The 14,538-nt window shown below is 62.0% G+C and carries 18 protein-coding genes; 8 read left to right on the plus strand and 10 right to left on the minus strand.

The window, feature by feature from the left end:
- Nucleotides 1-39: 39 nt before the first annotated feature.
- Together A6U87_RS24880 and A6U87_RS24885 are read left to right on the plus strand one after the other, a co-directional pair.
- Complete coding sequence (locus A6U87_RS24880; RefSeq protein ID WP_065693995.1) at nt 40-243, plus strand: hypothetical protein; 204 nt, start codon at nt 40-42, stop codon at nt 241-243.
- 427 nt (nt 244-670) lie between these two features.
- Nucleotides 671-883 carry a cold-shock protein gene (locus A6U87_RS24885; RefSeq protein ID WP_018900054.1) on the plus strand — a complete coding sequence of 71 codons (213 nt, stop codon included), beginning with the start codon at nt 671-673 and terminating at the stop codon, nt 881-883.
- 283 nt (nt 884-1,166) lie between these two features.
- Here the strand turns inward: A6U87_RS24885 and dusA are convergent, their stop codons facing one another.
- Nucleotides 1,167-2,165, minus strand: coding sequence for a tRNA dihydrouridine(20/20a) synthase DusA (gene dusA / locus A6U87_RS24890; protein ID WP_198928763.1), 999 nt, complete (start codon nt 2,163-2,165; stop codon nt 1,167-1,169).
- 187 nt (nt 2,166-2,352) lie between these two features.
- On the opposite strand from dusA, the gene A6U87_RS24895 reads away from it, so the two are divergent.
- The 3 genes from A6U87_RS24895 (at nt 2,353) to A6U87_RS24905 (ending at nt 4,332) form a co-directional block, all read left to right on the plus strand.
- Nucleotides 2,353-2,970: an O-methyltransferase gene (locus A6U87_RS24895; protein ID WP_065693996.1), complete on the plus strand. Its 618-nt coding sequence runs from the start codon at nt 2,353-2,355 to the stop codon at nt 2,968-2,970.
- Nucleotides 2,971-3,095: 125 nt separating this feature from the next.
- Nucleotides 3,096-3,791, plus strand: coding sequence for a fumarylacetoacetate hydrolase family protein (locus tag A6U87_RS24900; RefSeq protein ID WP_065693997.1), 696 nt, complete (start codon nt 3,096-3,098; stop codon nt 3,789-3,791).
- A gap of 13 nt (nt 3,792-3,804) precedes the next feature.
- Complete coding sequence (locus A6U87_RS24905; protein ID WP_065693998.1) at nt 3,805-4,332, plus strand: gamma carbonic anhydrase family protein; 528 nt, start codon at nt 3,805-3,807, stop codon at nt 4,330-4,332.
- Between the two features lie 7 nt (nt 4,333-4,339).
- Here the strand turns inward: A6U87_RS24905 and A6U87_RS24910 are convergent, their stop codons facing one another.
- From A6U87_RS24910 to A6U87_RS24930, 5 genes are all read right to left on the minus strand, one after another.
- A complete protein-coding gene (locus A6U87_RS24910) occupies nt 4,340-4,693 on the minus strand; it encodes a hypothetical protein (protein ID WP_065693999.1) in 354 nt (117 codons plus the stop codon).
- Between the two features lie 10 nt (nt 4,694-4,703).
- Nucleotides 4,704-5,147, minus strand: a complete 444-nt coding sequence (locus A6U87_RS24915) for a hypothetical protein (RefSeq protein ID WP_065694000.1) — start codon at nt 5,145-5,147, stop codon at nt 4,704-4,706.
- Nucleotides 5,148-5,269: 122 nt separating this feature from the next.
- The gene (locus tag A6U87_RS24920) at nt 5,270-5,668 is read right to left on the minus strand and encodes a Fur family transcriptional regulator (protein WP_018900623.1); all 399 of its coding nucleotides are present in this window, start codon (nt 5,666-5,668) and stop codon (nt 5,270-5,272) included.
- Complete coding sequence (locus tag A6U87_RS24925) at nt 5,665-6,483, minus strand: iron chelate uptake ABC transporter family permease subunit (RefSeq protein WP_065694001.1); 819 nt, start codon at nt 6,481-6,483, stop codon at nt 5,665-5,667. The genes A6U87_RS24920 and A6U87_RS24925 overlap by 4 nt, the downstream gene beginning before the upstream one ends.
- On the minus strand, nt 6,476-7,453 hold the full coding sequence (locus tag A6U87_RS24930; RefSeq protein WP_065694002.1) for a metal ABC transporter ATP-binding protein: 978 nt from the start codon (nt 7,451-7,453) through the stop codon (nt 6,476-6,478). Before A6U87_RS24930 ends, A6U87_RS24925 begins: the two co-directional genes overlap by 8 nt.
- A gap of 101 nt (nt 7,454-7,554) precedes the next feature.
- Here A6U87_RS24930 and A6U87_RS24935 point away from each other — a divergent pair, with 101 nt between their 5' ends.
- The 3 genes from A6U87_RS24935 (at nt 7,555) to A6U87_RS30245 (ending at nt 10,076) form a co-directional block, all read left to right on the plus strand.
- Complete coding sequence (locus A6U87_RS24935; RefSeq protein WP_065694003.1) at nt 7,555-8,607, plus strand: zinc ABC transporter substrate-binding protein; 1,053 nt, start codon at nt 7,555-7,557, stop codon at nt 8,605-8,607.
- A gap of 93 nt (nt 8,608-8,700) precedes the next feature.
- Nucleotides 8,701-9,906 (plus strand): GTP-binding protein, encoded by a 1,206-nt coding sequence (locus A6U87_RS24940; protein WP_065694004.1) that lies wholly within the window; start codon nt 8,701-8,703, stop codon nt 9,904-9,906.
- On the plus strand, nt 9,903-10,076 hold the full coding sequence (locus A6U87_RS30245) for a hypothetical protein (RefSeq protein ID WP_198928757.1): 174 nt from the start codon (nt 9,903-9,905) through the stop codon (nt 10,074-10,076). The genes A6U87_RS24940 and A6U87_RS30245 overlap by 4 nt, the downstream gene beginning before the upstream one ends.
- A 47-nt stretch (nt 10,077-10,123) precedes the next feature.
- Here A6U87_RS30245 and A6U87_RS24945 read toward each other — a convergent pair whose 3' ends face one another.
- The 4 genes from A6U87_RS24945 to A6U87_RS24960 form a co-directional block, all read right to left on the minus strand.
- Entirely contained in the window at nt 10,124-10,438 is a 315-nt protein-coding gene (locus A6U87_RS24945; protein ID WP_065694005.1) for an RcnB family protein, read from the minus strand.
- A 162-nt stretch (nt 10,439-10,600) separates the two neighbouring features.
- Nucleotides 10,601-12,214, minus strand: a complete 1,614-nt coding sequence (locus tag A6U87_RS24950; RefSeq protein WP_065694006.1) for a glycoside hydrolase family 43 protein — start codon at nt 12,212-12,214, stop codon at nt 10,601-10,603.
- Nucleotides 12,215-12,304: 90 nt separating this feature from the next.
- On the minus strand, nt 12,305-13,336 hold the full coding sequence (gene mgrA / locus A6U87_RS24955; protein ID WP_065694007.1) for an L-glyceraldehyde 3-phosphate reductase: 1,032 nt from the start codon (nt 13,334-13,336) through the stop codon (nt 12,305-12,307).
- Between the two features lie 68 nt (nt 13,337-13,404).
- Nucleotides 13,405-14,538: a Gfo/Idh/MocA family protein gene (locus A6U87_RS24960; protein ID WP_065694008.1), complete on the minus strand. Its 1,134-nt coding sequence runs from the start codon at nt 14,536-14,538 to the stop codon at nt 13,405-13,407.

The raw sequence follows: 14,538 nt of genomic DNA on the forward strand, positions 1-14,538 counted from the left end.
GTGGCATAGGTGCCGCCCGCTGCACGGAAGGAGACAGGCATGGCAATGGTAGGCTTCAGGAACACCCACAATCAGATGATCTATGTCAATCCGGCGCAGGTTCTCTATGTCTCGACCTTCGAGGAAGAGGTGACCGTCATCGCCTATGCGATCACCGATGCCTCGGGCAAGCCGGTTGTCTCCCACGTCCGCGGCAGCGCCGAGCTGGTGCAGCACAAGCTGGCCGGCGGCGGCGCTCGCTAATCGGCTATGCCTGGTGCCACGGCATCGGCGGCGGGCGGCGAACCGTACCGTTGCGGCACGCATTCCCAAAAGGAAACAGCAGTAGCCGGGCGCGCTTACCATTCGTCAAGTGTTTGAATCTTTGGCTATTCCCGGGTTGTCTCATCTGGTGCCACAATATTCTCGCTTGCATTTTGCTTCGAATACTGGCACCAATTCGGTACTCGGGCATTTGCATGCCGGTGACTGGACTGATGTGGCTGAGCCTTCTTGCGGGAAGGTGGCGTGGGGGGACCTCACGTGCGTAGACGTTCTTTCCCCGTTCGTGAACTACTCGACTGACCCTTCGCGCGCTGAATCCAGATGAGGGGGCGCGAAAGCTAAAGCCGTCCATTTCCTTTCGGGGGGGTGGATACCAAACAGACTACAGGGAAAAGGACCTATCCCAATGGCCACCAAAGGCGTCGTAAAATTCTTCAACCAGGACAAGGGTTTTGGTTTCATCACTCCGGACGGCGGTGCAAAGGACGTTTTCGTTCACATCTCCGCTCTTCAGGCTTCCGGCATCCAGTCGCTCCGCGAAGGCCAGCAGGTAACCTTCGACACCGAGCCGGATCGCATGGGCAAGGGCCCGAAGGCCGTCAACATCTCGGCTAACTAATACAATTCCTGCCTCGGCAGGGATGAGACGGCGCCCCGCAAGGGGCGCCGTTTTTCGTTGGGGCAATGGTTGGCGAGGGTGAAGCCGGACGGCTGGCGGCCTCTGCCAGGAAATTTCTGGCGCAGCGATGTCCCCGCGCCTTCCAGCCATGCAATGATGGCTCAACATACACGGGCGAACGCCGGCTTTTCTGCTTTTTGCAGGATCGGATCTGTTGCCCCAGACAACGGACGACGACGTGACGCAAGGACGGCGCCGGCAAATAACCGGCGGCACGCCCGCTCTAGGCGCTGACCACCTCTTTCGCGCCGGAGAAGTCCACGGCCGCGAAGGCGGCGGCGATCACCTCGGGCCCCGCCCCTGTCTTCACCGCATCGGTCGACAGGATCTGGCGATAGCGCCGCGCGCCGGGAAGCCCGGTAAACAGGCCGACCATGTGCCGGGCCACCTGCTGCAACCGGCCGCCGTCAGCGATATGGCGCTCGGCATAGGCCATCATCCGGTCGCGCAGGGCGTTCCAGTCGATCTCGGCCTCCGGCGCGCCGAACAAGCGCTGGTCGACATCGGCGAGCACCGCCGCATTCTGGTAGGCCGCGCGCCCGAGCATGACGCCATCGACATGCCGCAGGTGTTCCGCGGCTGCATCGAGCGTCTGGATGCCGCCGTTGATGCCGACGAAAACGCCGGGCCGCGCCTGCTTCATGCGGTAGACGATCTCGTAGTCGAGCGGCGGAATCTCGCGGTTCTCCTTCGGCGACAGGCCCTTCAGCCAGGCCTTGCGGGCATGGATCCATACGGCATCCGCCCCGGCATCGAGCACTCGGTCCAGCAGCTCGGGCAAGGCCACTTCCGGGTCCTGCTCGTCCACGCCGATCCGGCATTTGACCGTCACCGGCACAGCCGAGACCGCCTTCATCGCCTTGATGCACGCAGCGACCGTCTCCGGCGTCAGCATCAGGCATGCTCCGAATGTTCCCGATTGCACCCGATCCGAGGGGCAGCCGACATTCAGGTTGATCTCGTCGTAGCCATAGGGCGCCGCAATCTCCACCGCCTTCACCAGCTTGTCAGGATCCGATCCCCCAAGCTGCAACGCGACAGGGTGCTCCGCCGCATCGAACGACAGCAACCGCTCGCGCGGCCCATGTATGATCGCGTCCGCCACCACCATTTCGGTATAGAGCAGCGCATTGCGACTGATCTGTCGGTGAAAATACCGGCAATGACGATCGGTCCAGTCGATCATCGGTGCAACAGCGAAGATCGGCCGTCCGGTTTTCAAGGCCTCGGCGTAGAAATGAGATGTGGTCATGCCCGCGCTCATACCGCAAAGACCGGCGAAACACCAGTTTCTCCCACGCAGGGCTGCAATACCGGAACGCAAACACCGGCCGATCATTACATCGAATTAATTGGCCCGACCGCCGCTTGCACGTTTACGTGGTCGCCGACCGCCGAAGGGAGATATCATGGACTCAAAGATCCTGGCCGTGCTCGATGCCTATCACGAGCTGATCGACAAGGAGAAGAACAGCCCGCGGGAGGAAGCACCCGGCGGGCGCGACGGCGGGCAGGATCGGCGGCTGCGGGCCGTCGGACCGCAGACCGGTCAGCTGCTCAACATCATCGCAAAGAGCCTTGTTGCTCCGACCATACTGGAGCTTGGCACCTCGTTCGGCTACTCGGGAATCTGGCTGGCGGAGGCTGCCCGGCAGACGGGTGGCAGGCTCATCACCATGGAGCTGCACAAATACAAGTCCGCTTATGCGCGCGACATGGCGACCAAGGCCGGGCTTTCGGATCACATCGATTTCAGGGTCGGCGATGCAGTGGCGATGATCGGTGATCTGCAGATCGGCATCGATCTCGACTTGGTCGACCTGTGGAAGGACTTGTACGTCCCCTGCCTGGAGGCTTTCTATCCCAAACTCAATCCCGGCGCGATCGTCATAGCCGACAACATGACACGCCCCGGCAACGAAGACGTCCGCGCCTATGCACGCGCCATCCGCTCCAAGCCAGGCATCACCAGCGTCGAGATCCCCGTCGGCGCCGGTCTGGAGATCAGCAGGTTCGAGCCACGCTGAGGTTTCCGATCAACAGGTTGAAATGACTGGCGATCAAATTGGCGCGCGGGGACACGAACCATCCTTTCCCCGCTCGATCGTTTGCGTCTAAGATGGCCGGACACACACAGCAGCAAGAGCACAGCATGTCCAATTCCGCTACGGTCATCCCCCTTCCCCAGCCTGTCCTGTTGCCCGTCGAGGGCGAGGCCGGATTATTCCCGGTCCGGCGCGTCTATTGCGTCGGGCGCAACTATGCCGACCACGCGATCGAGATGGGGCATGACCCGAGCCGCGAGCCGCCCTTCTTCTTCCAGAAGAACGCCGATAACCTGCTGGCCGCCGGCAAGGAGTTCCCCTACCCGCCGCTGTCCAGCGATGTCCATTTCGAGGTCGAGTGCGTGCTCGCCCTGAAATCGGGCGGGCAGAACATTGCCACACAAGCAGCACTCGATTGCATCTACGGCTATGCCGTCGGCATCGATTTCACGCGCCGCGACTTGCAGGCCGAAGCAAAGAAGCTGGGGCGCCCATGGGAGATCGCCAAGGCGTTTGAACATTCGGCCCCCGTGTCGGCGATCATCCCGGCGGCCCGCGTCGGGCATCCGGCCGCCGGCCGCATCTGGCTCGACCTCAACGGCAAGCGCGCACAGGATGGTGATCTCAACCAGATGATCTGGAAGGTCCCTGAGATCATCGCCGAACTGTCAAAGCTGTTCGTGCTTGCGCCCGGCGACGTGATCATGACCGGAACGCCGGCCGGCGTGGGCGCCGTCAAGCGCGGTGATCGCATCGACTGCGGCGTCGACGGCATCGCGACGCTGTCAGTCACCGTTGCCTGAAGGAGAAGAACCGATGCCCATCTATGCGCTTTCCGGCCACCAGCCCGATCTGCCGCCACCCGGGACCTACTGGATCGCGCCGGACGCACATGTGATCGGCAAGGTGATCCTGGGCGCGGATGTCGGCATCTGGTTCGGCGCGGTGCTGCGTGGCGACAATGAGCCGATCACCATCGGCAAAGCGACCAATATCCAGGAGGGCGCCATGCTGCACACCGACCCCGGCGCGCCGCTGACGATCGGTGAAGGCTGCACCATCGGCCATCACGCGATCGTCCACGGCTGCACGATCGGCGACAATTCGCTGGTCGGCATGGGGGCAACAGTGCTGAACGGCGCCAGGCTTGGAAACAACTGCCTCGTCGGCGCCAGCGCCTTGATCACCGAGGGCAAGGAATACCCCGACAATTCGCTGATCGTCGGGTCGCCCGCCCGCGTCATCCGCACCCTCGACGAGAAGGCGATTGAAGGGCTGAAGCGCTCCGCGGTGAACTACGTTGCCAACTGGCAGCGCTTCGCCCGTGATCTGAAACAGCTCTGAACCAGCATCAGAACAGCAGGCTGATGCCCGTCAGGTTCTTGACCGCAGCCTTGATGAGATCAAACACCGCGGACAGAATTTTCTGGGCCGCGTTGTAGACAAGGAATTTGAACTCCGCGAGCGCGCTGTTCAGATTGTATTCGAGGAGATGCAGCGTCACATCGGCGCGCTGCGCCGTGATTTCCTTGGCGGCGAGTTGTGCGATCACCTTGGTCGTCATCTGCGCGATGAAGCTGAGCTGCGCAGTCATTTCCTGTCTGATCTTGTCCCACTGCTCTTTCGCCTTGGCGGCGGCGACAGTCAGCAGCCCCTCACCCAACTCTTGGGCGGATTTCGGTGCGAATGTTGCGAGATCGACCATGATAGAACCCCTACTTCAGCGAGCCTTCCATCGTCTTGGCGATGGCGCATGTGTTGCGGACGATGGCGATATTGTCGGCTTCGTTCGGCGCCTGGCCTGCCGCATCATAGGCGGCCCGGGATAGCTCGATCGCCTTGTGGCAGCGATCGATATTGTCGGCGACCAGTTGCGCGGCAGCGGCTGCAGGGCGGCCGTGCAGGTAGGCCGGTCGCTTCTCGGCGATTTCGCCCGCTTCCTTCACCTGTGCCAGTGCATCGATATAGTAAGGCTCCACCGCGCGGTAAGGCGTGCGGCTCGGAGCCTTGGTTTCCATAGTCGTCTCGATCTTGGTGAGGCTGGAATGCGCGCCATCGAGCTTTGTGTAGATCGCCTCGTTGTAGGAAGGTGCGAACGCTGCGCACCCACCCAGCAAGGACGGCGCCAATAGCAGTGCAAATCTGTGTGAGAAATTCATAGTGATGTCCCCTGAACGCAGGGACACTATAGATTGCACAACCTGAAATGCAATCTATAATTTCAACTAACGATAATACACCAATTAGATGCATACGGTTGCAGGTGATCCTGCGACAGCGGCTATGCCGCGCACGCCTCGCAAAGCCCGCGGATCTCGATCGTCGTCTTCTCGGCCTTGAACTTCTTGGACTTGGTCCAGTCCATCAGGCGATGGTCGACCTCGTGGTCGTGGAATTCCATCACCTGGCCGCAGCTCTCGCAGATGGCGAAGGCGACGATGCCGTGGCTGTGGCAGTTCTCGCCGGGGTGCGCGCAGGCGACGAAGGAGTTGATGCTCTCAAGCCGGTGCACGACACCATATTCCAGCAGCTTCTCCAGCGCCCGATACACCTGCAGCGGCGCGCGAAAACCGTGGTCGCGCAGTTTGTCGAGGATCGTATATGCGCTAAGCGGGCCGTCGGCCTTTTCGAGAACGTCGAAGACAAGCGCCTGGTTCTTGGTCAGTGCGGGTGCGCTCATGAGCCTTGTCCTTCCGTGGCGGCCTGGCCCCGCCCGAATTTGGGCAGCAGGCTGAGAATGAAGAGAATGAGAGCCGCGACCACGATCGACGGGCCCGACGGCGTGTCGTAGGTGAGCGAGCCGAACAGCCCGCCGACCACGGCAGCCGCCCCGATCAGCGAGGCGAGCACCGCCATGATCTCGGGCGTCGACGAGAAGCGACGGGCAGCGGCGGCCGGAATGATCAGCAGCGACGTGATCAGCATGATGCCGACGATCTTCATCGCGATCGCGATCACGACGGCCATCAATAGCATGAAGAACAGCCGCGCCCGCTCCGGCTTCAAGCCCTCGGCCTCGGCAAGCTCGGGATTGACGGTCGAGGCAAGCAGCGGCCGCCACAGCCAGGCGATTGCACCTAGCACCAGAATGCCGCCGCCCCAGATGAAGGCGATATCAGCCTTGGAGACGGCGAGAATATCGCCGAACAGGAAGGCGATCAGGTCGATGCGCACCCAGGTCATGAAGGCGACCATGACGAGACCGATCGCCAGCGTCGCGTGCGAGAGAATGCCGAGCAGCGCATCGGCCGAGAGAGCCTGCCGCTTCTGCAGCAAGAGCAGCAGGATCGAGACGGCGGCCGCCACGACGAAGACCGAGAGCGTCAGGTTGAACTGCATCAGCAGCGACAAAGCCACGCCGAGCAGCGCTGAATGCGAGATCGTATCTCCGAAATAGGCCATACGCCGCCAGATGATGAAGCAGCCGAGCGGGCCCGTGGTCAGCGCCAGGCCGACGCCGGCGATGATGGCGCGGACGAAGAAATCGTCAAACATGGCGCTCTCCCGCCGGATGCTTATGCCCGTGCTCGTCATCGGCCGTATGATGGTGGGCGTGGTCATGGCCAGCATGCCCGTGGTCATTGCCAGCATGCCCGTGGTCATGATGCGCATGATCATGTGAGTGGCCCGCATGATCGTGGCCGGCATGATCATGGCCGTGGTGATGGCCGTCGTCAGGGTGGCAATGGTCCGTCACCGAGCCATCCGCATGCAGCACGCGGCCATCGGGGAGATGCGTATGATCATGATCATGACTGTAGACGGCAAGCGACTGCGCCGCGCGGCTGCCAAACAGACGCACATATTCGGCGCTCTGCGTCACCGCCTGCGGCGTGCCACGGCAGCACACATGGCCGTTCAGGCAGATGACAGTATCGGTCGCCGCCATCACAACATGCAGGTCATGCGAGATCAGCAGGATGCCGCATCCCGTCCTGTTGCGGATGGTCTTGATCAGGTCGTAGATGGCGATCTCGCCGGAGAAATCGACGCCCTGCACCGGTTCGTCGAGAACCAGCAGATCGGGCTTGCGGGCAATGGCGCGCGCCATCAGCGCTCGCTGGAACTCACCGCCGGAAAGGTGCTGCACCTCGGCGTCGCGCATATGGGAAAGCCCGACGGCATCGAGCGCCTCGTTCATGTCGGTGGCCGAAAGCGGCCCCGTCAGCGTCATTAGCCGGCGCACCGTCAGTGGCAGCGTCCAGTCGATCGCGAGCTTCTGCGGGACATAGCCGACCTTCAGGCCGGACGCCCGCGTCACCTTGCCCTCATCTGCCTTCATCACGCCGATAGCCGTCTTCACCGTCGTCGACTTGCCCGAGCCATTGGGACCGATCAGCGTAACGATCTCCCCGCGCGAAACGGAAAAATCGACGCCACGAACCAGCCAGCGGCCGTTTCTGCGGACACCGACATTGGAAAGCGAGACGAGCGGTCTCGCCTCGGAATTTGCGGGTAATGGCATCATTTTTCCGAAAGTGCTGTTGCGCCCTGCTATCGCACACGTTATAGCATAACGCAATTGATGTAATAACATTACCTATGCAATTCAAGCGGAGCATGCACATGAAACTCGCGACCGGCCTTTCCCTCGCGCTACAGGGCCTCGCACTCCCGGCGCTCCTCCTTGCCGGCACGGCCCACGGCGCCGACGCACCCGTCGTCGTCACCTCGATCAAGCCGGTGCATTCGCTTGTCTCCGCCATCATGCAGGGCGTCGGCACGCCGGAGCTGATCGTCGATGGCGCCGCCTCTCCGCACACCTATTCGATGAAGCCCTCCAACGCCAAGGCGCTGCAGGATGCCAAGGTCGTCTTCTGGATCGGCCCCGGCCTGGAGGCCTTCCTGGAAAAGCCGCTGGAAGCGCTCGGAGAGGATGCCAGCGTCGCCGAGCTCGACAAGGCGCCCGGCCTGACCAAGCTAAAGTTCCGCGAGGGCGGCGCCTTCGAAGCCCATGACGATGGCGACCATGATAGCGAGGCGCATGAAGCTGGCCACGACCACGCCGAAGAGGCCGGTGGCCACGATCACGCCAAAGAAGCGGCCGGTCACGATCATGCCGCCGAGGCGCATGACGATCATGACCACGGCCACGGCGCTTTCGACACCCACCTCTGGCTCGACCCCGAAAACGCCAAGGCCATGGCCGCCGAAATCACCACGACGCTCGTGGCCGCCGACCCCGCCAACGCCCTTGCTTACCAGGCCAATGCCGAGGCGCTGAACGCCAAGCTCGACGCGCTCGACAAGGAAATCGCCGGTATCGTGTCACCGGTCAAGGACAAGCCCTTTATCGTCTTCCACGACGCCTACCAGTATTTCGAAAACCGCTATCATGTACGGGTCGCCGGCTCGATCACCGTCAGCCCGGAAACCATCCCCGGCGCCGAGCGGATCGCCGAGATCCACAAGAAGGTGGCGGACCTTGGCGCAACCTGCGTCTTCGCCGAACCGCAGTTCCAGCCGCGCCTCGTCGATGTCGTGCTCGAGGGCACCAAGGCCAAGGCCGGCGTACTCGATCCCGAAGCCGCAACGCTCGATGCCGGCCCGGATCTCTATTTCAAGCTGATGCGCGGGATCGCCAACAATCTCAAGGACTGCCTGTCGCGCGAAAGCTGAGACCGGCCCCTCCGCATATCGAAAAAGGCGGGCACACAGTCCGCCTTTTTCAGGTCCACCAATGTAATATTATAACACTAACTGGAGATTGCAATGAACAGGAAACTGCCGGTCACCGTCCTCTCCGGCTTCCTCGGCGCCGGCAAGACGACGCTTCTGAACCACATACTGGCGAACCGCGATGGCCTGCGCGTCGCCGTCATCGTCAACGACATGAGCGAGGTCAACATCGACGCCGCACTGGTGCGCGATGGCGGCGCCAACCTTTCGCGCACGGATGAGGCTTTGGTCGAGATGACCAACGGCTGCATCTGCTGCACGCTGCGCGACGACCTCTTGAAGGAGGTCCGTCAGCTCGCCGAGCAGAACCGTTTCGACTACCTGCTGATCGAATCCACGGGTATCGCCGAGCCGCTCCCCGTCGCCACCACCTTCGAGTTCCGCGACGAGGACGGCATGAGCCTGTCCGATGTCGCCAAGCTCGACACCATGGTTACGGTGGTCGACGCCGCCGGCCTGCTCGCAGACTACGCCTCGACCGATTTCCTCGGCGACCGCGGCGAGACGGCCGGCGATGGCGATGTCAGAACGGTGATCGATCTGCTGGTCGAGCAGATCGAATTCGCCGACGTCGTGATCCTCAACAAGGTCGGCACCGCCACCAGTGAACAGCTCCAGGCTGCCCGCCAGATCGTCGTCGGCCTGAACCCGGATGCCCGGCTGATCGAGGCCGACTTCGGCAAGGTTCGACCGCAGGAGGTGCTCGGCACTGGCCTGTTCGACATCGACAAGGCCGAAACACACCCGCTCTGGTACAAGGAGATGCACGGCTTCAACGACCATGTGCCGGAAACCGAGGAATACGGCATCTGCTCCTTCGTCTATCGCGAGAAGCGTCCCTTCGATCCGGCCAAGCTGCAGCGCTTCTTCGACACGGCCTGGCCGGGCGTGGTGCGCGCCAAGGGCTTCTTCTGGCTCGCCACCCGGCCGCATCATGTCGGCGAAGTCAGCCAGGCCGGCGCCATCCTACGCACAAGCCGCATGGGCACATGGTGGTCGGCGGTGCCTCGCGAGCGTTGGCCGACCGATCCGCGCTTCATGACCGCGATCGGACCCTACCTGCACCCCGTCTGGGGCGACCGCCGCCAGGAGATCGTCTTCATCGGCGCCGACCCGATGGACGAGGCCTGGATCCGCAAGCGGCTCGACGCATGTCTCATCAACGCCGAGGACTTCACACCGGACAAGTGGCGCGACATGCCCGATCCCTTCGCCCGCTGGGGAGATCAGGCCGCATGAAGGCGCCGGCAATCAGGAAATATCAATGCGTCTGCGAGGAATGCGACCCGCTGCCGCCGATCGAGGGGCTGACAGCGCCACCCGAGATTGAAGAGCGCAAGCAGGTCGCCGGCGTCTTCGGCAAGCTGGCAGCGCGGCTGGCGCGCAACACGGAGGAACGTCAGGCATGAAAAAGGGCGGCACGGAGCCGCCCTTCTCGTCAATATCGGATCGCCGATCAGCGGCCGATGATGATGTTGGAGATTACACCGTTGTTGATCCCGATCAGCAGATAGTCGTTATCGGCACGCACCCAGCGGTAGCCATGTGGCGGAGGCGACAGGCGATAACGGCGGTAGTCGCGAACATCCTGCACATGGCGCCGCTCTGCCGGCGTCATGCGGTGACCGCGGGACCACTTGTACTTCGTGACGTGGACGTCCCGCTCAACGACGACAGGGCGCCGGTGATCCTGGGCACTGGCTTCAGTCGCCGCGACCAGCGGTGCAGCCAGGAACGAAGCGGACAGGAGAACGGCGAAGATCTTTTTCATTGGGGTTTCCTCGTGTTGAACACGTCCGGAAACTAGCCCCGAAATGATGAACCGAAACTGAAAGTTTGATTAAACTTCCGTAATGAAAACACATGCTTAAAAGACAATATTAAATTAGAAGATGCGACATCGCCTGCAATTCCAGGCGATGTCGCCGGTCAGTCATAGTTCCTCGTAATTGAACCAGTCGAAATCAGCCGTCTTTGCGCGGCCGGAGGTATCGAAGGCAAAGACGCCGGCAAATGCGCCGGTAAACGATCCATGCTCGCCGCGTCCGCCCTCGTCAGAGACAACACCGGCATCCAGCACCGGCCCGATCGGTTGCCATGCCCCTTTGCCTTCCGTCTGCCAGAAGAACTGCAGATCATTGTCACGGATTTCCATGGACAGCTGAACGCGCCCCTCAGCAGGAAGCGCAACGCCGCTACCCGCCGGGAAGTCAAGGCGGCTGTGCGGATAATCGCCATTGCAGGAAAGGATCGTGACGCACCGACCCAGCTTTTCGTGCAGGGTCACGGCAACCGCGTGGAACTTGTGCCGGTTATAGTAGTGGGTCAGGCCGGCCACCTGCTGATAGGTGTCGGGATCGAACTCCACCACCGTTTCGGCCCGGAAACTGTGATGCTCCTGGCGCCGGGCGACCAGCGATTGCTCGAACCACGAGCCAACGCTTTCGCGGGCAATGAGCCTCAGATGACCCTGGCGATCGGTCAGGTTGAAGATGCGCTCCGGCTTCGGCGTACGCAGCCACTGGAAGTCGGACGGCAGCTTGCCGCCATCGAAGCTGTATTCGGTCCTGATGGGCCTCTCGACAGGAACCGCGCCGTTCAGTCCCGGAATGGTGACATCGGGAACGGTGGTACCGTTTTCCAGATAGAGCCAGCCGTCGTCCTTCCAGACGCATTTCTGCAGGCTGGTTTCACGGCCGAGCGTACAGCGGCGCTTCGGCGGCATGGGGCGACCACAAAGGTGCGTATGGTAGACCTGACCGTCCGGGGTCTCTACATACTGCCCATGCCCTGCCCGCTGCAGGATCGCTTCCGGATTGTCCTTGGAAGTGATGAGGTGCATCTTCGGGTGCATCTCGTAGGGACCGCCGATGTCACGTGAACGCGCCATCGTCACCGCATGATCGTAGCCGGTGCCGCCCTCGGCGGTCGTCAGATAGTAGTGGCCGTTGCGCTTGAAGAGATGCGGCCCTTCGACAAGGCCGAGCGAACTGCCAGCGAAGATGTTCTTGATCGGCCCCTTCAACGACTTCGTCGCCGCATCCCACTCCTGCATGAGAATACCGTCGAAAGCAGGCGATTTCGGCGCACCACCAAAGCTCTCGGTCCGGTGGTTCCACTGCATGTTCAGGAACCACTTGCGGCCGTCGTCGTCATGGAACAGCGACGGGTCGAAGCCGGAAGAATTCACATAAACGGGCTCAGACCATTCGCCTTCAATGCTTGGCGAGGTCACGATGTAGTTGTGCGCGTCCTTGAAGTTACCGTCGAAGCGCTTGACGTCGGTATAAACCAGCCAGAATAACCCGTCGGCATAGGAAAGACAGGGCGCCCAGACACCGCAGCTATCAGGGTTGCCGCGCATGTCGAGCTGCGACTGGCGCTCCAGCGGACGCCGCACCATCGTCCAGTTCACGAGATCGCGTGAATGATGGATCTGGACGCCGGGATACCATTCGAAGGTCGAGGTGGCGATGTAGTAATCGTCCCCAACGCGGCAGATGGATGGATCCGGGTTGAAGCCCGGCAGGATCGGGTTGCGGATCATCGGTGAAATCTCCTCCCTGAAGTACGGCTTGCGGCACGTACATCAAAACTCAGCAAAAAACGCCCGGAAGATTGTTCCGGGCGCTTCGGTTTATTCGCGTTCTGCAGACTTGGCCCACAGATTGATGTCAGCCTCGCGGGCGTAGACATCGATCTCCTTCAGCTCCTCAGCCGTGAACTCCAGATTGTCGAGCGCCTTGACGCAATCGACGATCTGCGACGAGCGGCTGGCGCCGATCAGCGCCGAGGTCACGCGGTCGCCGCGCAGCACCCAGGCAATTGCCATCTGCGCCAGCGTCTGGCCGCGGCGTTCCGCGATCTCGTTGAGCTTGCGGATGTTGTCGATGATCTGAGGACGGATGAAGTCCTTCTTCAGGAAGTGGTTCTGGGCCGCACGGCTGTCGCCAGGAATGCCGCCGAGATACTTCGTCGTCAGCATGCCCTGCGCCAGCGGCGAGAACACGATCGAGCCCATGCCGACCTCATCGAGCGCATCGAGCAGCTTGTCGTCCTCGACCCAGCGGTTGAGCATGGAATAGCTCGGCTGGTGGATCAGGCATGGCGTGCCGAGATCCTTGAGGATGGCGGCGGCTTCGCGGGTGCGCTGCGCGTTGTAGGACGAGATGCCGACATAGAGCGCGCGGCCGGAGCGCACGATATGGTCGAGCGCGCCACAGGTCTCTTCCAGCGGCGTATCAGGATCGAAGCGGTGCGAATAGAAGATATCGACATAGTCGAGGCCCATGCGCTTCAGGCTCTGATCGCAGGAGGCGATCAGATACTTGCGGCTGCCCCACTCGCCGTAGGGACCCGGCCACATGTCGTAGCCGGCCTTGGACGAGATGATCAGCTCGTCGCGCAGGCCGGCAAATTCGGTGCGCATGATCTCGCCGAAGGCGGTCTCGGCGCTGCCCGGAGGCGGGCCGTAATTGTTGGCGAGGTCGAAATGGGTGATGCCGAGATCGAAGGCCGTGCGGCACATGTCGATCTTGCGGTCATGCGGCGTGTCGCCGCCGAAATTGTGCCAAAGGCCGAGCGAAACGGCCGGCAGCTTCAGGCCGGAACGGCCCGTGCGGTTGTATTTCATCTTCGAATAGCGGTCGGAAGCCGGTTGCCAGCTCATAGTATTCATCCCTCGTATAGAAACGGCGCGGGCTCGTCGCCCGCGCCGGACCATAGACCTTTAGGCACTTACTTCAAGAGCGCCTGCGCCTCTTCGATGCCAAGTGCGGCCGGCTGCGTGCAGGTCGTCGTCAACTCGATGAAGCGGCCCTCTTCGCCCGATTTCAGGATCGACGTCATGACGTCGACGCCGTGCAGTGTGCGATCGAGAGAGCAACGGGCATCGCGGCCCTCGATGATCGCCATCGCCATGTCGGCGAGACCGGCTGTGCGGTAGTTGGCGCGCGGTCCCTGCTGGCTCTCCTGGTTGTTGATGCCGAAGGGGTGCTCCCAACCCTCGAGCGGCTTGATGTCCTTATCCTTGCCGCTCGCCTCCACGACGCCACCGAAGAAGTTCGGATCGGGCACGTAGATCGAACCCTCGGTGCCGTAGAGCTCCATGTTGGCATGGCGGTGAGACCAGACATCCCAGCTTGCCGTCAGCGTGACGGTCGCACCGCTGACGAATTCCAGGATCGCCTGGATCGTCGTCGGCGTCTTCACCGGGATCACCTCGCCGTTGCGCGGCTCGCTGGTGATCGTGCGGGTCGGCGACGCCATGGAGGTCATGGCGCCGACGCGCTTCACCGGTCCAATCAGGTTGATCAGGTTGGCGATGTAGTAAGGACCGAGATCGAGGATCGGCCCCCCGCCGGGCAGGAAGAAGAAATCCGGGTTCGGATGCCACATCTCCATGCCTGGGCTCATGACATAGCATGCACCCGAGGTAACGCGGCCGATGCCGCCGTCGTCGATGAACTTGCGGGCAAGCTGATGTGCGCCACCGAGGAAGGTATCTGGCGCGCAACCGACGGAGAGGTTCTTCTCCTTGGCGATGCGACGCAGTTCCTCACCCTGCTCGAGGGTGAGAACCAGCGGCTTTTCCGAATAGACGTGCTTGCCGGCTTCAAGGATCGACTTCGAAACCGGGAAATGCGCATCCGGGATGGTCAGGTTGACGACGACGTCAACCTCGTCATTGGTGAGCAGATCCTCGATCGTCTGCGCCTTGACGCCATATTCGGCGGCGCGGGCTTCGGCGGCCTGCATGTTGAGGTCGGCGCAGGCGACGACCTTGAGGCCCTTGAACAGCGGGGCCAGCGAAAAGTAGGTGGTGGAGATGTTGCCGCATCCGATGATGCCGACGCCAAGTTCCTTGGTCAT

This window comes from Rhizobium sp. AC44/96 (assembly GCF_001692185.1).
Taxonomy (GTDB): Bacteria; Pseudomonadota; Alphaproteobacteria; order Rhizobiales; family Rhizobiaceae; genus Rhizobium.